Raw genomic sequence first — 18510 nt, 5'->3', positions numbered from 1 at the left:
GATCAACGTCCCGTGCATGCCCGGATGGATCGTGCAGTGATACCGGTAGGTCCCGGGGGTCGTGATGGTCTGCGTGGTGCTGGTGCTGCCGGCCGGAACGCCGACCGAATTCGGGGGAGGCGAGGCGTCCGCCACGACCGTGTGATCGACGCCGTCGCCGCTCCGCCAGCGCACCGGCACGCCGGCACCGACAGTCGTCGTGACCGGCGTGGTGATCGCCGCTTGTGTCCAGCCGATGGTGACGACGTCTGCACCGGCGTCCGGACTGCCACTGCCACTGCCGGCCCCTCCGCCGGAGCCGCCGCAGGCGGCGACGAAAAGAGTGATCAGGACTACTGCGCGCACGCGAAGGCTCCGAGCGCTAACATCTCGTCGATGAATCATCCGTCTCCAAGGTTCCATCCCACCTGGATGCCAGCTCCGGACCGAATATTCCCGGGCGAGGGCGAGCTGGTGCTGATCGCGACCAGCCTCGACGTTCGTCGCGATCGCCTCGAAACGATGCGAAAGACGTTTTCGCCGCGTGAGGAGGAGAGATTCCAGAGCTTCGCCACCGACTCGCTGCGGTCGCTCTGGGGCGCCGCGCGCGGGACATTGCGCGAGGTCCTCGGGCGCGCGCTCGCCTGCGATCCCTCCGAAGTGCAGTTCCGCTACGGGCCTCACGGCAAGCCGTTCCTGCCAGGCTCGCCGCTGCGGTTCAACATCAGCCACTCGGGCGCGCTGGCGCTAATCGCGCTCTCGCGGGCGGAAGTCGGAGCGGACGTCGAGCTGCCGCGCCGGCGGCGAAGCGATGCGATTGCGAGGCGCTTCTATGCTCCCGGCGAGATCGAGCGGCTCTTCGCGGAGACCGACGCGGACAGGAGGGCAGACGCGTTCTTCAGGCTCTGGACTTGCAAGGAGGCGTTCCTGAAAGCGACCGGCGAGGGGCTCTCGCGGTCGACGCGGTCGTACGAGATCGCGTTCTCGCCGCCGCGGCTGCTCTGGGCGACCGGGATTCCCGACGCGGCCCGGCGGTACTCGGTCCATCCGGTCGACGTCGGCGATCCCTATCGCGCGGCCGTGGTGGTCGAGGCGCCCGAAATCGCGCCGCGGACATATCGCTGGAGTTGAGCATCGGACGCCTCCGCGTGTGGACGGCCACTTTGCACGGTGCATAGACTTTGCGTGAAGGAGGTCCAGGATGGGCATGAAGGAGATGAAGGCCGCCTACGTCGCGAAGATGGAAGCGCAAGTGGCGGAATGGGGCGCGAAGCTGAAGCAGATGAAGGCGAAGGCGGAGAAGGCCGCCGCCCAGGGGCGCCTCGAGTATCAGCAGAAGCTGGCGCAGGCGAAGGCGGAAGAAAAGCACGAGCAGGCGCGCCGCAAGCTGGACGAGCTGAAGGCGGCGGGCGAGGAGCGCTGGGAAGCCTTGAAGTCCGGCGTGGAAGGGGCCTGGAACGAGCTGAAGAAGACCGTCGACTCGACGAAGATCGATTAGCCGCTGCCGCACCGGAGGTGCGGCTCTACGGCTGGGAGCGCATCTCATGACCCCTCCCTTCGCCGCGGACGCGTTTGCATCCGCAAACGCTCATCCGATCCGCGGCGCCGGGCTGCGTCTCGGCTGCCTGGCTCGGTCCGGGGTCATGAGATGCGCTCTAGTGCACCGCATGCCGACTTCCTCGCCTTCATGAAGCTGGTCGCGCGGACGCACCCGCCCCGCGAGCTGCACGTCATTTTCGACAACTCTTCGTCGCACAGCACACCGGCGGTGGGCACATCGACGCGTACATCGCGCATTGGAACGACGACCCGACTCCCTTCATCTGGACGAAACCCGCCGCTTCGATCATCCGCTCGCGGAAGCGAATGCTTGATCGGATCTCACATGCGGTGCACACCGCACCGCTCGCCAAGACGTTAATGTGGGAACACATCGGATCGGAAGCAGGCCGTTCGTCCTGCGCCTCAAACAAGGAGAGTGACCCATGCGGAAGATTATCGTCGGCGCCCAGGTTTCCATCGATGGCGTCATGCAAGCGCCCGGCGGGCCGACCGAGGATCCGACCAAGGCCTTCAAGTTCGGCGGCTGGGCGATGCCCTATTTCGATCAAGCGGGCGGCGAAGAGGTCCACCGCGTCTTCAAGGAGAAATTCGACCTGCTGCTCGGCCGCAAGACCTACGAGATTTTCGCCGCGTACTGGCCCTACTACGAAGAAGACGCTCCCCATGGCAGCATCGCCAAGCTGTTCAAGGACATCAAGAAGTACGCGGTTTCGCGCTCAGGCGAGGTCGATACGAGCTGGGCAGGCTCAGTGCTCCTGCGCGACATCGCCGACGTGAAGCGCCTGAAGCAGGAAGACGGCCCGAACCTCGCCACCCAGGGCAGTACCGAACTCGTCCACGCGCTGCTCGCCAATGACCTGGTCGACGCTATGAGCATCTTCACAGTGCCGGTCGTGCTTGGCGGCGGCAAAAAGCTGTTCGCCGACGGCTCGGCGCCGCATTCTTTCAAGCTGACCAGGTCCCGCGTCTCTCCAAATGGCCTGATCGTCGGCCATTACGAGCGAGAGGGTGAGATCAAGATTGGCGACACTACGCTCGATTCCCCCAGCGAACGTGAGATTGCCCGCCGGAAGCGCATGAAGCGCGAGGGCTAAAGATTTGCCGACGCCGTCGATCCGGTGAGCACCAGAAGCGCGTCGAAGCCGTGGATGGTGCGCACCAGGTCGGCGTCGAGGGCTTTGTGGCGCTGGCCGAACACGAGGGGCCGCAACGGACGCAGATCGATCTATCAGCGTGAAAGCGTCGGGATGAGCGGCGGCCATCGGATCTCACATGCGCTGCACTAGTCTCAGGGCCGGTCATTCGCTGGCCTTGCTTTTTGCACAGGTCCCGCGCAAAACGCGGCGCCATGCCGGTTCTCATCCTCGCGTTCCTGCTTGCCGCTGCCCCGCCCGCACCCGAGACTCCTTCTTCCACCGTCGAGGGAATGGGACCTGCGCCGGGCGTTCCCAGCCTGCTCCAGAGCGGGGTGCCGGCGATCCCCGCGGATCTCAAATCGCGCACCGGCCAGTACCTGAACGCGCGCTCCGCCGCGCTGGCGGACGTCTCAGATGACGGCAGTGCGCTGCTCATCACCACGCGCTTCGCTTCCACCGCCCAGCTGCACGTCGTCGAGATGCCCCTCGGCATGCGCACGCAGATCACCTTCGCGGACGAGCCGGTCAACGCGGCAAGGTTCCAGCCAGGCGATCCCCAGATCGTCTGGTACCTGCAGGACAAAGGCGGCGGCGAGTTCTACCAGCTCTTCCGGCTCGACCGGCGCTCGGGACGATCCGAGCTGCTCACCGATGGCAAGAGCCGCCACCAGTCGCTGACCCTCTCTCGCGACGGCAAGCGGGTCGCCTTTTCCAGCACGCAACGCAACGGAAAGGACACCGATGTCTACGTCGCCGACGCCAGCTCGCCAAAGAACGCGCGGCGGGTCACCGAGGCGGAAGGGACTTGGGCGCCGGTGGAGTTCTCGCGCGACGGCGCGCGGCTCCTGGTCGTTCACGAGCGCAGCATCCAGGACGCCGATCTGTTCGCTCTGGACGTGTCGTCGGGGAAGCTGACGCAGCTCTCACCGAAAGAAGGCAAGGCGAGTGTGATCGCTGCGCGGTGGAGCGCGGACGGCAAGGGCGTGTACCTCGTCACCGATCGCTGGAGCGACTTCAACCAGCTCTACCTGCTCGACGGGCAGGGCAACCATACCGCGCTCGCGGCAGACGTGAAGTGGGACGTCGAGGACCTGGCGGTGTCGGACGACGGGTCGCGGGTGGCCTTCGCCACCAACGAGGACGGGGCGTCGCGGCTCTACGTTCTCGATCGGCAGCGCCACGCGCAGCAGATCGCGCTGCCAGGCAACGCGGTGATCGAGAACTTCGAATTTCCACGGCACCGCGCCGATCAGCTCGCAGTGACGTTCCAGACGGCGACGCAGCCTGCCGACGTCTACCAGATCGACCTGCGCGGAATGCGCGTGGTCCGCTGGACGCGGTCGGAGGTCGGTGGGCTCGACCCGTCGACGTTCGTCGATGCGCAGCTCGTCCGCTATCCCGCCGGCGGCGGCGCGGGGACCATGCCGGCGTTCCTGTACAAGCCCCGCGGCGCGACGGGCAAGCTGCCGGTGGTCGTCATCTGGCATGGCGGTCCGGAAGGGCAGAGCCGTCCCACGTTCTCGTCCTTCGTTCAGCTCCTGGCTTCGGAGCTACGGCTAGCGGTGTTGCTGCCGAACGTTCGCGGGTCAGCGGGGTACGGCAAGGCGTATCTCGCCGCCGACGACGGCGCGAAGCGGGAGCAGGCGCTGCAGGACATCCCGGCGACGCTGGATTTCATCGCCAGGCAGCCCGAGCTCGATGCCTCTCGCGTCGGCGTCTACGGCGGCAGCTACGGCGGATACATGACACTGGCCACCGCTGCCTTCCAGGGCCGCCGCGTCCGGGCGGCGGTCGACGTGGTCGGCATCTCGAACCTGGTCACCTTCCTGCAGAACACACAGGCATACCGGCGCGATCTGCGACGCGCCGAATACGGCGATGAGCGCGACCCGGCGGTGCGGGCCGTGCAAGAGCGGATCTCGCCCTTGCTCAGCGTCGACAAGATCGAGGCGGAGCTGTTCGTGCAGCAGGGGTACAACGACCCGCGCGTTCCGCGCAGCGAGGCGGAGCAGATCGTCAAGGCGGTCCGCGGACGCGGGAAGGACGTCTGGTACCTGCTCGGCATGAACGAAGGTCACGGCTTCGCGAAGAAGGAGAATCGCGACTACGCGACCGCCGCCATCGCTCTCTTCCTGCAGCAGAAGCTGTTGGAGCCAATGAAGACGAACTGACCCGCCGAGCAGCGCACGGGCAGGAGGGGGCTACATCGCTTGCCCTGCAAGCACGCAGTCCACATCTTCCTCGAGGGCGGGGGCGGAAGATGCGGGTGCGCAATTCCGGTAACGCGCGTTGCGGACGAGTGGGCGGCTGGTTCCTTGTTCGGTTAGTGGCGCTTATGCTGGGCTGCGGGGGACATGCCCCAACGCGGGCCCAACTGACAGTCGTCGTCTTCGGGCATGGCGTCGTCACCGATCCAATCCAATGCGACTCGCGTTGTACGGTATCGGTGGAGGCGGACACCGCGGTGGTGCTCGAGGCCAGGCCGTCCGACTCGTCGGTTCCCGAATGGTCAGTCGCGGGCTGCAGCGGCCTTCAGTGCCCGGTGACGGTCAACGGAGATCTCACGGTGGTGGTCCGCTTCGCGCCCAATCCGCCGCCACCTCCACCGCAGTTCACGCTCACCGTCCGCGCGCAAGGCGACGGGCACGGCACGGTGACGGGAGGTCCGATTCAGTGCGGCTCGCAATGCCGCGCGACGCTCCCCGCGGGGTCGGCCGTAGCGCTAGAAGCGCAGCCAGCGTCGGATTCGGCGATCGGCGAGTGGTCGGTGCCGGGGTGCAGCGGCACGCGTTGTCAGGTTGCGATTGATGTCGACCTGACCGTCGACGTGCGTTTTTCCTTGAGGGCGCCGCCCCCTTCTGGCCCACGCCGCCTCACGGTCGTGGCGCAGACGCGGAACGGCGCGCCATTCGATGGGAATCCGTGGTCGAATGTCTCGATCGACGCGCCCGGCGCCACGATCACGACGCCCTCCGCGTCGACGCTCGTCGCCGTCGCGTCCGCTGGAACGAAGATCGTTCTGGGGTTCTATTCGTCGACCGCAAACTCCTATCTCAAGCCGTGGCGGGCGACCTTCCGCGGCAACTGCGTGCCGATGGCGGATGGGTGCGCGCTGACGCTAGACGAGGACACGACCATTACGGCTGTCGTCGAGCAAAACCAGATCGCGGTGCGCTACATGCTGGCCGACTCGGCGACCATTGGGAGCGTCATCAGCGATTCGCCGCGCTTCCCCGAGCAATTCTGGCGGTACGACTACATGCGGCCCGGAAACGAACTCGCGGCCGACATCCTCGATCCGGGGCAGACCGTGACAGTCAGCGCCGTGCCCGGTCCGCGGTCGCACCTTGGACAGTGGTCCGGCCTCTGCACCGGGCCTGCGACGCTACCCTGCCAGATCGTCGCGACGCCGGACAATCGGGGCGGGCAGGTCTGGCTCCGCTTCGACCCGGACGTCGATCCGCGCTACCAAGTCGCCGCCATCATTCCGCTCGACACCGTGAATGCAGTGAAGGGAAGCCACATCGCCGGCACCCTCAGGGACCAGTCCCTGGCCTACGGCAAGCTCGTGACCTACGACGCTTCCGCCGGCGTCGTCACGCAGCTTCCAGTGCAGGGCACTGCGTTCATTCGGGGGATCAATCGGCGCGGCGACGTGGTCGGACGCATCAACGACCATCCGTTCGTCGCCTGGGCAAATGGCTCCTACCGGATTGTCGACCACGTCGACGGCAAACCGTTCAGCGGCGAGTTCATCGCCATCAACGACGCCGGGCTGATCGTCGGAAACGCCGACACCAATGGGACCAACTGGTCGGATCCGAAAATCGCGCAGCCGTTCACCGTCGACGGCGAGACCGTGACGATGTTGCCGATCCAGGGATTCACCGCGCTCGCAATCAACTCGAGCGCGCTGATCGTCGGGTTCGACGCGACGTCCCACGGAGCGTTCTTTCAGAGTGGACAGTTGACGAGCATCGCGGGCGGACCGCTCGCGGCGGTGAACTCGATCGGGGTCGCCGCCGGCACGACCGTCAAGGATCAGTACACCGATCAGGGCTTCCTCTGGGATGGCGCCGGTCACGAGTTGGAAGGAGTGTGGTCGATCAGCGATCTCGACGACACCGGCACGGTCGTCGGCGCGCTCGACTTCGGCGGCCGCTGCACGCGGCGCGCGGATTGCGGCTACGTGCCGAGATTGCACGGCGCAATCTTCACCGCCGGCGCGGCGGAGGATCTCAACTTTCTCGTCGACACGAGCGGGACCGCCGAAATTGCGCATCGCGAGCTCAACGCAGCCCGTGCCATCGATGGCGGGCGGATAGTGGCCTGCTTCAAGGATAGCCGTTGCGCGATCCTCGAGCCAACAACGAAGGCTCCGTGACGCGCGCTGGCTGTGTACCCTAGATCGCGTCGAGGAATTCCGCGTTGGAGCGGAATTCGTTCAGGGACTTGAGCAGGCGCTCCATCGCTTCCACGGGCTTGAGGGCGAAGAGGGCGCCGCGGAGCTTCTTCACCTTCTCGTACTCGTGCTGGCTGAAGAGCTTCTCTTCCTTGCGGGTGCCTGAAGTCTGGATGTTGATGGCAGGGAAGATGCGCTTCTCCGCCAGCTGGCGGTCGAGGTTGATCTCGGAGTTCCCGGTGCCCTTGAACTCCTCGAAGATCACCTCGTCCATCCGCGACCCGGTGTCGATCAGCGCCGTGGCGACGATGGTGAGCGAGCCGCCTTCCTCGGCGTTGCGCGCCGCCCCGAAGAACCGCTTCGGACGCTCCAGCGCGCGCGAGTCGATACCGCCCGACAGGGTCCGGCCGCTGGATTCCACTTCCTTGTTGTAGGCGCGCGAGAGGCGGGTGATCGAGTCGAGGAGGATCACCACGTCCTTGCCGCCCTCGACGAGGCGCTTGGCGCGCTCGAGCACCACCTCCGCCACGTGGATGTGCTCGTCCGTCGGCCGGTCGGATGACGAGGCGAACACGTCCGCCTTCACCGTGCGCCGGAAGTCCGTGACTTCCTCCGGACGCTCGTCGACCAGCAGGACCATCTGCTGTACCTCGGGCCGGTTCTGCGTGATCGCGTGGCAGATCTTCTGCAGCATGATCGTCTTGCCGGTCTTCGGCGGCGCTACGATCAGCATGCGCTGCCCGAGGCCGATCGGCGCCACGATGTCGATGACCCGGGTGAGCAGCTCCTTGGAGGTGGTTTCCAGCACGACCCGGTCGTCGGGGTCGATGACCGTGAGGTTCTGGAAAGCGGTGCGCCGCGCCGCGTCCTGCGGAGGCAGTCCTTCGACGGAGTCCGTCTTGATCACCTGCAGCCTGCCGTTGCGGCGGACAGCCTGGCCGGTGAGGAGCACTCCTGGGCGCAGGTGATCGCGGTCGATGATGTGCCGCGGCACGTCGGCGTCGTCGCCCTGGGGGAGGAAGTTGTATTTCGGATTGCGGAGTCGCCCGTTGCCGCGGTGATCGACGTCCAGGACGCCTTCGACCGGTTGCGCCGGCTCATGCCGCGGCTGCTGCTGCGGCCGCTGCTGTTGCTGCTGCCGGTGCTGCTGCGGCGGCCGGTTCTGCTGCGGCGGTTGCTGTTGCTGCTGTGGAGCGCCTTCCGCCGTCTGTGGCACCGCCTCCGTGCCGGCCTGCTGCTCCGAAGGCGGCGGTTGCGTCTGTGCGGACGCTGGTTCGCCGCCAGCCTCCTCCGCCGCGCCCTCCTGGCCTCCGTCGTTCTCGACATCGACGATGCGACCCTGCGCGTCGAGCGGCGCCGGAACCTGGTTCTGGCCATGACCCTTGCCCCGGCGGCCGCGACCGCCGCGGCGGTTTCGCCGGAAGCGGCGCCGTCCGCCGCCGCCACCCTGGGCTTCCTGGTTCTGCGCGTACTGTCCGGCGCCGTTGCCGTTCACGCCCTGCTGCTGGGGATAACGGGCGTTGCCCGGCTCGGGCGCATCGGCGGCAGCCGGCTGCGCGGTATCCGGTGGTGCGGGGGGACGCTGTCCTTCTCCATCCATCTGGTGAGCTCCGTTGCTACTTCTTCAGCAGGCGGCTGAGAAAGCCGCCTTTCGTCTGCTCGACGGGCGCGGTCCGCATCCGCCTGAGCTCGTCCTTCGCCTGGGCGAAGTCCGGATCCTTGTCGATCGCCTTGCGGAGCAGCGACTTCGCGCGCTCCACCTCACCCTGCGCCGCATAGAGCTGGCTGAGGAAGATGGCGCCGCTCTGCAGGCGCGGCTCCATCTTCAGCGCCTTCTGGACGTGCGGCAGCGCCTCTTCCGGCTTTCCGCTGCGTTTGAACATGGCCATGCCGAGGAAGGCGTGGAACTCCGCCTCGGTGTCGTTCAAGGAAATCGCCTCGCGGAACTGTGCCTCCGCGTCGTCCCACCGGCCCGACTTGAAGAGCGCCTCTCCCCTCTGGAACACACCCTCGGCGCGCAGGATCACGCCGACGTCGGTAGGAAGACCCTTGGCCTTGCGATCCAGATAGACGTCGTACTCGGCTCGGCGATTCGCATCGGACAGGGCCGAGTTGGCCTCGTTGACCCGGGTGAAGAGCTCCTCCGCGACCCGCCGCGCAGACCCGAGGTCGAGCCCGCTGAACGCGTCGGAATGGTACCGCTTCGCCGCGGCGAACCAGGCGGTTTTGATCTCCTCGCCGGAAACGCCCGGCGCGACGCCGAGGACTTCGTACTGCGAGGCCTCTCGCAGCCGCTCGCGATCGGCGAAGAGAGAGGCGCGCGCGGCCTCTTCCTGGGCGGTGAACTTCTTGCGCTTGTCCTCGTCGGAGGAGGGCGCCGGCTGCGACTTCGTTCCCGGCTTCGCGGTCGCGGAGAGCGCGAGAAGCCCGCTCATGTACAGGTACTGCAGCAGCGGGAGCTCGTGCGACTTCACGCGCGTCAGGACCTCGCCGATCGACCGCCCGCCTGTCGCCACCGGCGTCACCGCTTCGCCGGGCCAGAACGTCTTGAGCGCAAACATCTCGCGCTCGAGCTCGGGGCTGCGGTTCAGCTTGTCCTGGGCGCGCTGCTCCAGCCAGGGTTTCGCCGCTGCGGGGTTGCCGAGCCGCTTGGCGGCTTCCAGCACCAGAGCCACGGGGCTCGTTCGCATGTCGGGTACGCCGTTCACCGCCTCGGCGGGCTTCTGCTCGAACTGGAACCGGCCGCTCAAGGTTCCGACCGCAGCGATGGAGACGTCGACCGTCTGCTGCTTGAGCGCCGCGCGCAGCTGCTCCGGCGTCATGACCCGCGCCGCGGCGAGCGCCTCGTGCAAGGCGATGTTCTGTTGCTTCGCGATGGCGACTGCGCGGTCGAACGAAGTCTGCTTGATCAGACCGGAAGCGATCTGCGCGGAGCCGATCGTCTCCGCGCGAACGTTCGATTGCGCGAATCGGATCATGCCCTGCTGGAACGTGATCAGCCGTTGCGAAGTGTCCTGCGACACGGTGAGGACGCCGCTGGCTTTTTCGCGGAGCAGCTGCACGAGGATGGCGCCCACCGGCCGATCCGCGAGCGCTCCTTCCAGCGGAGGTGCGGCGCTCTGCGAGCCGGTGTGTTTCGCCAGTGCCGCGCGCAGCGCTGCCGGCTCGAACGGCTTGGCGAAGAAAGCGGCGGGCTGGATGCGCGTGGCAAACTCCTCGGGCAGCTTCTTGTAGATTCCGCTGATGACGATGATGGGAAGCTTCGCCCCCCAGCTCGCAGCGCGGGCAGCCGCCCCGAACTGGAACCCATCCAGCTCCGAGAGCACCAGATCCAGGACCACCGCCGAGAATGGCTGACCGGAGGCGGCGGCCTGCGCGCAAAGCTCCTGGGCTTCCTTCGCCGACGCGGTGGCGCGCGCCGAGAGTCCGACCTCGGCCGCGATGCCCGAGAGCAGCCGCGAGGCGCTCTGCTCATCCTCGACGATGAGGACGGTCAGCGCCATCTACCGTACCTCCAGGTCGAAGGGCAGGGCCGCCCGCAGCGTGTCGGCATCGCCGAGCAGCGAGAGCGCCCGCAGCGCTCTGGGGCCAAAGCCGAATGGAACCGCCTCGAGCGCAGTGGCGCCGGCGAAGGATGTGAGATCGACGCTGACGGCTTCCTCATCGTCGACCTCCACCTCTTCGTCGGCGGCGAAGCCGGCGCGTCGCTTGGCCTCGGCGAGAGCCTCCTCGAGGCCGCCGAGCCGGTCTACCAGCTTGCGCTCCACCGCCTGCGAGCCGGTCCAGACGCGGCCCTGCGCTACCCGGTGCACGTCGGCGCTGGTCAATCCTCGGGCTTCGGCGACGCGAGTCACGAACAGCTCGTAGAAGTCGTCGACCCAGGCCTGCAGCGTCTTCCGTTCGTGGTCGGTGAGGCTGCGCTGGGGATGGAAGAGGTCCGCGCTCTCGCCGCGCTTGATGGTCACGAGGTTCAGCCCCAGCTTGCCGAACAGCTCGCTGGCATCGAAGTGACCGACGAACACGCCGATGGAACCGGTGATGGTGGCGGGATCGGCGAAGATGGCGTCGGCGCCGGCCGCCACGTAGTAGCCGCCCGAGGCGGCGACGTCGCCCATGCTCGCGATCACCGGCTTCTTCTTCTCCTTCCGCGCCCGCACCAGCTCGCGCCAGATCAGGTCGGAGGCGGTGCCGTCGCCACCCGGGGAGTCGATGCGGACCACGATGGCCGCGACCGACGAGTCGTCGGCCGCGTGCCGGATGCGGCGGACGATCGCGTCCGATCCCGCCACCCGGACGGCGCCGAACGGATCGCGGCCACCTTCACCGCGCGCGATGTTCCCTTCCACGCGCACGACGGCGATTCGCCCGCGGCGACCCCAGCGCAGGTCGCGCTCCGCCGGCTGGTCGGTGCCGATCTTCTTCAGGGTGACGTTCGCTCCCAGAACCTTACCTGCCTCCTCCTCGAGCTGGTCGGGATAGACCAACCCGTCGATCAGCCCCGCCTGCACCGCTTCCCCGGGCTTCAGGATGCCCTCGTCGAGGAGGGACTTGACCTTGCGTTCGTCGAGATGGCGCGCATCCGAGATGCGCCTGACGTACCGTCCGTAAAGATCGTCCAGGAGTGATGACTCCACCTCACGCTGCTCGCCCGACATCCCGCTTCGGGTGAAGAGATCCGGCGCGTTCTTGTATGCGCCGACGCGGAAGAACTCCGCCTTCACACCGAGCTTGTCGAGGCCCGCGGCGGCGAACAACGCCGTCGCGGCAAAACCGTTCACCAGCAGGACGGCCTGCGGAGCCGCATAGACCCGGTCGGCCGAGAGAGCAACACTATATTCGAGGTCGCCGGCGCTTTCCAGATAGAAAAGCACCTTTTTGCCGGAAGCCTTGAGATCTTCGATGGCTGCGCGTAGCTCCTCCGCGCGGGCCAGCCCCAGTGGCATGCCGCCAGTGCGCAGGACCACGGCCCTGGTTGCCGGGTCGCGCGCGATGCGCCGCAGCGCGGCGAGCGTTTCCGCGAGCGGATCCCGGGCGGTCGCACCAAAGATGAGCGCCACCGGCCCTGGGCGCGGGTGGGAGAGCGCCTTCTTCAGATCGAGCTCCACCGCCTGCCGGAGGGGACTGCGCAGCGAGGGCCACCGTTCCGTCGACGCGCGAATGCGCCAGACGTCTCCGGGGTCGCCCGGTCCGATGACCGGCGCATACGAGGCGCCGACATGCCCGAGATCGACCTGGAGCCCGACCATCCCCTGTGTCCGCGATCTGTCGAGCAGCGCGATCTGGCCGAGCAGCGTCAGACCGCGAGCGACGCGGGCCCGGGCCGTGAAGATCCAGTCCTTGCGGTCGAAGCCGCAGCTCGGAACCGGGGATCCGATGGGCGTGTTGAGTTGGACATTGGTGCATTCAGCCCAGCGCAGATCGGCGGCAATGTCGACGTTCTCGCGCCACGGCCGGAGCGCTGTCGAGACCACCCAGCGGCGGGGAAGCGGGCCAGGTCGGTCTGCGTCGAGCACGGCCGCGCCCAGCGAGATCCACCGCCAAGGGCGCATCAGCGCACCGAAGTCCCACGAGGAGAGATCGAGCCCGGAAAATCCGCGGTGGACGGCCCCGAGCGAGAGCGAGCCGAGATGAAGCGCTCCGCCGACGGTCGTGCGTCGGTACGACGATGGCGCCGTGTCCACCCCCGGCGGACACAAGAACTCGCCGCACGGGCGGCGTCGGATCCAGTCGAAGCCCAGCCCGAGAGCGAGACCGCCCGTTCCCCCGGTCAGATAGAGGGCGTTCGTCTGGTCGTCCCGTGAGCGCGAGTAAAAGCCGTTGTGCAGGAAATCCGCTTCGAGGCCTTCGACGAAGCCCAGCCCCGCGGGGTTGCTCCCGAGCGAGGTCCCGTCGTCCTGGAGGGAAAACGATTCCGATGGGGCGACGGCCCCTTGGGTCAGCTGCGCGCCGGCGGGCAATGCCACCAGCGAGACCGCTATGGAACAGACCGCTAGGACGCGCATCGCCCCTCCTCTACAAGCGCAGCGGGTTGGTCTAGTCTCTCCCGTTTCAGGGCTGCATCCGGGGAGACCAACGCATGCTCGATCCGAAAACGATCCGCAATGTCGCAATCATCGCACACGATGGTGCGGGAAAGACCGCCCTGACCGAGGCGCTGCTTCGCCACGATGCGCCGGCCCGCGCCTCGAAGGACGGTTCCACCAGCCACCTCGACGTCGACCCGGAGGAGAGCAAGCGCAACTTTACGGTCGCGACCCACATCACCTACGCCGAGCACGAGGGAACACTCCTCAACCTGCTCGACGCCCCCGGATTCTCCGACTTCCTCACCGATGCCGACCGGTCGATGGCCGTCTGCGAGGGAGGCCTTCTGCTCGTCTCCGCCGTCTCCGGCGTCAAGCACCAGACGGAAGCGCATTGGGACATGGCGGCGGAGCGGGCCCTGCCGCTGCTCGCCTGCGTGAACAAGCTCGACAAGGATCGGGCGTCGTTCCTCCGCGCACTCGACGACATGGAGAAGACGCTGAACGCCAAGCCCATCGCCTTGCAGCTTCCCATCGGGCTGGGCGAGAGCTTCAGCGGCGTCATCGACCTGATCACGATGCGGGCGCACGTGTATACCCGGAAGACCGACGGGAAGTTCGGCGGGTACGCGCTGGAGGACGTACCCGAGCAGCTCGTCGACGAGGCGAAACGGTTGCGGACCCGGCTGGTGGAGGCGGTGGCGGAGACGGACGATGCGATGCTGGAAGCGTACCTCGACGGGCGTGAACCCGGGGAGGAAATGCTGATCGACGGCATCGCGCACGCGGTCCTCGGGCGGCGGTTCCTTCCGGTGCTCGCCTGCGCGGCGAGGCCCGGCATCGGCGTGGACGACGTGGCGGCGGCGATGGTCCGCTATCTGCCGCCTCCGACGGTGCGCCGGGAGATCAAGGGGAAGGACGGAAAGAACGGAGAGCTGGTCCGCAACGCCCAGCGGGACGCGCCGCTCACCATGCTGGCGTTCCGCAACACCGTGGACCACTTCGTCGGTCGTCTCAGCGCCTGCCGCGTCTTCTCCGGCGCGGTGAAGCACGGCACGGTGATCGTGAACGGCCGCACCGGGAACAGCGAGACCGTGCAGCACGTCTACCGCATCGACGGTAACCGGACGACCGAAATCCCGGAGGCAGCGGCCGGAGAGATCGTCGGCCTGATGAAGCTGAAGGACGTGCACGTCGGCGACACGCTCTGCTCCAACGACAGCCCGATCCTGCGGCTGGACATGATCCCCCGCCCGCAGCGGGTGATCGCCTACGCGCTCAAGATCGACCGCGAGCAGGAGGAGAAGGTCGGCGTCGCCCTCCATCGCCTGCTCGAGGAGGATCCCTCGCTGGAGATGGTGCGCGACCCGGAGACCAACGAGACGTTGCTCCGGGGCATGGGGCAGGTGCACATCGAGGTCGCCGTCGAGAAGCTGAAGCGGAAGTTCGACGTGGACGTCCACCTCGAGCTGCCGCACCCGGCGTATCACGAGACGGTGACCGGCAAGGCGAAGGCGCAGGGCAGGTACAAGCGGCAAAGCGGCGGGCGCGGACAGTACGGCGATTGCCACATCGAACTGGAGCCGCTACCCCGGGGAACGGGGATCGAGTTCGAGGACGCGATCGTCGGGGGCGTCATTCCGCGCAACTACATTCCCTCGGTGGAGCACGGGATCCGCGACGCGGCCAAGCAGGGGCCGCTGGGCGGGTTTCCACTGGTCGACTTCCGCGCGCGGCTGGTGGACGGCTCGTTCCACACCGTGGACAGCTCGGACATGGCGTTCCGCATCGCCGGCTCGATGGCGCTGAAGAACGCGCTCGCCGGAGCGAAGCCCGTCCTGCTCGAACCGATGATGCGGCTTGAAGTGGTGGTCCCGGACGAAATGCTCGGCGAGGTGATTGCGGACCTCACTTCGCGGCGCGGGAAGATCTTCGGGATGGAACCGACCTCGAAGGGAACGCTGATCCACGCCCAGGCGCCGCACGCGGAGCTGCGGACGTACGCGCCCGAGCTCAGGTCGCTGACCAAGGGCCTGGGCTACTTCACGATGGAGCTCATGGGATACGAGGAAGTGCCATCGCACGAAGCGCAGAAGGTCCTCGCGCAGCGCGCCGCCGAGCAGGGCAAGGACGAGCCCAAGCCGAACCAGCCCGGCAAAGGCCGCGCCTGACCTCTACCGAGGCTTGGTCTCTGAAGCGCTTCATTCCGTGATCCGAAATCTGCGCCCTGCGCGGGACCTGTGTTACAGACGCCTGAATGTCTGAACAGTTGAGCATGTTCGGCAACGGAGGCGGCAAGAAGCGAAAACGGCGAAGTTCCGGTGGAAACGGAGCGCCGCCGCCGTCGGAAGTGCTCGCGCCGCTACACGAGGAGGCGCGCCGCCGGTACCTGAACTACGCGCTCTCGGTGATCACTTCGCGCGCTCTGCCCGACGTGCGCGACGGGCTCAAGCCGGTGCAGCGGCGGATCATCTACGGGATGTTCCAGGACCACCGCCTCACGCACGAGGCCAAGTACCAGAAGTGCGCGAAGGTGGTGGGCACCATCATGGGCCAGTACCACCCGCACGGCGACGTCGCCATCTACGACGCGCTGGTGCGGATGGCGCAGGACTTCTCGCTCCGCTACCCGCTGGTCGACGGCCACGGGAACTTCGGCTCGCTCGATGGCGACGCGGCCGCGGCGATGCGCTACACCGAGTGCCGCCTCGCCGCGCTGGCCGCGGAGCTGGTGCAGGAGCTCGCCAAGCGGACGATCGACTACCGGCCGAACTACGACGGCACGCAGTTCGAGCCCATCGTCATTCCGGCGCGGCTGCCTCAGCTCTTGATGAACGGCACCACCGGCATTGCGGTGGGCATGGCGACGAACATCCCGCCGCACAACCTCGGCGAGCTCTGCGACGCGCTGATCGACCTCTCCAGGCACAAGGACCTGGAGGTCAAGGACCTGCTCAAGCACATCAAGGGTCCGGACTTTCCCACCGGCGGGCAGATCCTCAACAGCAAGTCCGAGCTGCGCCAGATCTACGAGACGGGGCAGGGCTCGGTCCGCGTGCGAGGCGAGTGGAAGCTGGAGGAGCTGGCGCGCGGCGGCAGGCTGGTCGTCGTCACTTCCATTCCCTACGCGGTCAACAAGTCCAATCTGGTGGCGAAGTTCGGCGAGCTGGTGCGCGAGAGGAAGCTGACGCCCCTGGTCGACGTTCGCGACGAGAGCACCAAGGACGTGCGCATCGTCCTCGAGATCAAGCGAGACGCGGATCCCGAGCTGGTGATGGCGTACCTCTACAAGCACACGCCGCTGCAGACGAACTTCGGCGTGAACCTCACCTGCCTGGTCCCCACCGACAATCCGGAGGTCGGAGCTCCGAAGCGTCTCGATCTGAAGAGCATCCTCCGCCACTTCCTCGATTTCCGATTCGACGTCGTCACCAGGCGATTTGAGTTCGATCTGAAGCAGGTGCAGCAGCGGCTGCACATCCTCGAGGGCTTCGCGAAGGTCTACGACGCCCTCGACGAGATGCTGAAGATGATCCGCAAGAGCGAGGGCAAGGAGGACGCGGCGAAGAAGATGATCAAGCGCTTCAAGCTCTCCGAGGAACAGGCGGACGCGATCCTGGAGATGAAGCTCTACCGCCTGGCCCGCCTCGAGATCCTGGTGATCCAGAAGGAGCTCAAGGAGAAGCGCGCCGAGCAACGGCGTCTCAAGGAGCTGCTCGGAAACGACCGCAGCCGGTGGGGCGTCGTCCGCGAGGAGATCGCGGAGATCCAGAAAGCGTACGCCGACAAGCGCCGCACGAAGATCGGCGGAGTCGGCAGTGAAGAGGTGGAGTACAGCGAAGAGGCGTTCATCGCCGACGAGGACGCGCAGGTGGTGCTGACGCGCGATGGCTGGATCAAGCGCGTGCGCGAGCTGAAGGATCCGTCCCAGACGCGCGTGCGCGAAGGCGACGAAGTCGCATACGTGCTGGGGGGCTCGCTCAAGAGCAACCTGGTCGTCTTCAGCAATTTCGGGACTGCCTACGTGACCCGCTTCAACGACGTCCCGGCGAGCACCGGCTACGGCGATCCGGTGCAGAAGCTGTTCAAGTTCGACGACAACGAACGGGTGGTCGGCGCGCTCTCGCTCGACAAGCGGCTCGCGCGCCCGGAGAAGCTGCTCGCGCTCTCGCGGGGCGGCTATGGTTTGAGGTTCGCGCTCGCGCCCCACACCGAGCTCTCCACGCGCGCCGGGCGCCGGTTCTCGCGGCCGGCCAAGGACGACGAGCTCATCGGCGTGGTCCCCGTGGAGGAGAAGGACTTCCTCGCGGTGGTCACCGAGGACGCGTACGCGCTCGTCACCAAGGCCAAGGAGGTCAACGAGCTCGCCGGGGCCGGGCGCGGCGTGCGGGTGATCAAGGTGCAGGCGGACGACAAGGTGTTGGGCTTCCTCTGCACCGCCGACCGCAAGGCGGAGCTTCCCCTGGAGACGTCGAAGGGACGGAAGCTCGAGCTGACGGTGCGCGAGCCGTCGAGTCGCGGCGGTAAAGGTCGCCAGCTGGTGCGCAAGGACACGGTGAAAGCGCTTTCGAGGGGCCCGGTGGTGCAGTCGCTGCCCGGGGAGGAGAAGAAGTAATGGCCGCGGTCCGCAAGACGTCCTACAGCGCCGCCGACATCCAGGTCCTCGAGGGCCTCGAGCCGGTCCGCAAGCGGCCCGCCATGTACATCGGCGGCACCGACGCCACGGGCTACCACCACCTCCTCTGGGAGATCCTCGACAACTCCGTCGACGAGGTGATCAACGGCTACGCTTCGCGCATCGAGGTCACGCTGCACAAGGACGGAAAGACGGCCACCATCGTCGACGACGGACGCGGGATCCCCATCGACGTGATGCCGAAGTACAAGAAGACCGCGCTGGAGGTGATCCTCACCACCCTGCACTCGGGTGGGAAGTTCGAGCAGGGGAACTACATCCACTCGGGCGGCCTGCACGGAGTGGGCGCCAGCGTGGTCAACGCTCTCTCCTCGAGCCTGATCGCGCGCGTGAAGCGTGATGGCAAGCATCACGTCCAGACCTACGCCAAGGGGCTCGCGACCTCGAAGCTGAAGACCGAAGGGAAGGCCCGCGGAACCGGCACCACCGTCACCTTCACGCCTGACGCGGAGGTCTTCGGGCTCAAGGCGAAGTTCGACGCCGAGCTGATCCGCGATCGGCTGGAGGCAAAGAGCTACCTGCACCGCGGCATGATCGTGGTGTTCCGCGACGAGACGCAGAAGCCGGCACGCGAGGACACCTACCAGCACGACGGCGGCATCGCCGAGTACCTGGCGAAGGTCGTCGCCCAGCGGGGCAAGAACACGGTTCCCGCCGCGCAGAGGTCGCCTTCGCCGGGACCGAGGGAGCCGCTTGTCAGCAGCGAAGAAG

General features: G+C 67.0%; 10 protein-coding genes and 1 pseudogene. 8 read left to right on the top strand and 3 right to left on the bottom strand.

From position 1 onward, the window contains the following. Positions 1-24 precede the first annotated feature (24 nt). The 5 genes from E6J58_14640 to E6J58_14620 all read left to right on the top strand — a co-directional run bounded on the left by E6J58_14640 (position 25) and on the right by E6J58_14620 (position 7062). The gene (locus tag E6J58_14640) at positions 25-1110 is read left to right on the top strand and encodes a 4'-phosphopantetheinyl transferase superfamily protein (GenBank protein TMB36131.1); all 1086 of its coding nucleotides are present in this window, start codon (positions 25-27) and stop codon (positions 1108-1110) included. A 70-nt stretch (positions 1111-1180) separates the two neighbouring features. After that, entirely contained in the window at positions 1181-1477 is a 297-nt protein-coding gene (locus tag E6J58_14635; protein TMB36130.1) for a coiled coil domain-containing protein, read from the top strand. Positions 1478-1964: 487 nt separating this feature from the next. Continuing rightward, positions 1965-2636: a deaminase gene (locus E6J58_14630; protein ID TMB36129.1), complete on the top strand. Its 672-nt coding sequence runs from the start codon at positions 1965-1967 to the stop codon at positions 2634-2636. A gap of 254 nt (positions 2637-2890) precedes the next feature. Continuing rightward, complete coding sequence (locus E6J58_14625; GenBank protein TMB36128.1) at positions 2891-4849, top strand: alpha/beta fold hydrolase; 1959 nt, start codon at positions 2891-2893, stop codon at positions 4847-4849. A 275-nt stretch (positions 4850-5124) separates the two neighbouring features. Then, positions 5125-7062 carry a hypothetical protein gene (locus E6J58_14620; GenBank protein TMB36127.1) on the top strand — a complete coding sequence of 646 codons (1938 nt, stop codon included), beginning with the start codon at positions 5125-5127 and terminating at the stop codon, positions 7060-7062. A 19-nt stretch (positions 7063-7081) separates the two neighbouring features. Here the strand turns inward: E6J58_14620 and E6J58_14615 are convergent, their stop codons facing one another. The 3 genes from E6J58_14615 to sppA are packed head-to-tail and all read right to left on the bottom strand — an operon-like array spanning position 7082 to position 13082. Next, complete coding sequence (locus E6J58_14615) at positions 7082-8680, bottom strand: transcription termination factor Rho (GenBank protein TMB36126.1); 1599 nt, start codon at positions 8678-8680, stop codon at positions 7082-7084. 16 nt (positions 8681-8696) lie between these two features. Continuing rightward, entirely contained in the window at positions 8697-10583 is a 1887-nt protein-coding gene (locus E6J58_14610) for a tetratricopeptide repeat protein (GenBank protein TMB36125.1), read from the bottom strand. Then, positions 10584-13082, bottom strand: coding sequence for a signal peptide peptidase SppA (gene sppA, locus E6J58_14605; protein ID TMB36124.1), 2499 nt, complete (start codon positions 13080-13082; stop codon positions 10584-10586). A 74-nt stretch (positions 13083-13156) separates the two neighbouring features. Here sppA and E6J58_14600 point away from each other — a divergent pair, with 74 nt between their 5' ends. The 3 genes and pseudogenes from E6J58_14600 to E6J58_14590 all read left to right on the top strand — a co-directional run bounded on the left by E6J58_14600 (position 13157) and on the right by E6J58_14590 (position 18455). Continuing rightward, complete coding sequence (locus E6J58_14600) at positions 13157-15274, top strand: elongation factor G (protein TMB36123.1); 2118 nt, start codon at positions 13157-13159, stop codon at positions 15272-15274. 86 nt (positions 15275-15360) lie between these two features. Beyond that, positions 15361-17718 carry a DNA topoisomerase IV subunit A gene (locus E6J58_14595; protein TMB36122.1) on the top strand — a complete coding sequence of 786 codons (2358 nt, stop codon included), beginning with the start codon at positions 15361-15363 and terminating at the stop codon, positions 17716-17718. Further along, positions 17718-18455, top strand: a pseudogene (locus tag E6J58_14590) (DNA topoisomerase IV subunit B). Before E6J58_14595 ends, E6J58_14590 begins: the two are co-directional and overlap by 1 nt. Positions 18456-18510: the final 55 nt, after the last annotated feature.

The sequence above is a fragment of the Deltaproteobacteria bacterium genome, assembly GCA_005879535.1.
GTDB lineage: Bacteria > Myxococcota > Myxococcia > Myxococcales > 40CM-4-68-19 > 40CM-4-68-19.
This window is presented reverse-complemented; position numbering and strand designations above follow the sequence as displayed.

What these genes read in the sequence shown, in the direction of transcription:
- E6J58_14640 (TMB36131.1), top strand. Translation starts at nt 25, where the DNA reads ATGGATCGTGCAGTGATACCGGTAGGTCCCGGGGGTCGTGATGGTCTG.
- E6J58_14635 (TMB36130.1), top strand. Translation starts at nt 1,181, where the DNA reads ATGGGCATGAAGGAGATGAAGGCCGCCTACGTCGCGAAGATGGAAGCG.
- E6J58_14630 (TMB36129.1), top strand. Translation starts at nt 1,965, where the DNA reads ATGCGGAAGATTATCGTCGGCGCCCAGGTTTCCATCGATGGCGTCATG.
- E6J58_14625 (TMB36128.1), top strand. Translation starts at nt 2,891, where the DNA reads ATGCCGGTTCTCATCCTCGCGTTCCTGCTTGCCGCTGCCCCGCCCGCA.
- E6J58_14615 (TMB36126.1), bottom strand. Translation starts at nt 8,680, where the DNA reads ATGGATGGAGAAGGACAGCGTCCCCCCGCACCACCGGATACCGCGCAG.
- E6J58_14610 (TMB36125.1), bottom strand. Translation starts at nt 10,583, where the DNA reads ATGGCGCTGACCGTCCTCATCGTCGAGGATGAGCAGAGCGCCTCGCGG.
- sppA (TMB36124.1), bottom strand. Translation starts at nt 13,082, where the DNA reads ATGCGCGTCCTAGCGGTCTGTTCCATAGCGGTCTCGCTGGTGGCATTG.
- E6J58_14600 (TMB36123.1), top strand. Translation starts at nt 13,157, where the DNA reads ATGCTCGATCCGAAAACGATCCGCAATGTCGCAATCATCGCACACGAT.
- E6J58_14595 (TMB36122.1), top strand. Translation starts at nt 15,361, where the DNA reads ATGTCTGAACAGTTGAGCATGTTCGGCAACGGAGGCGGCAAGAAGCGA.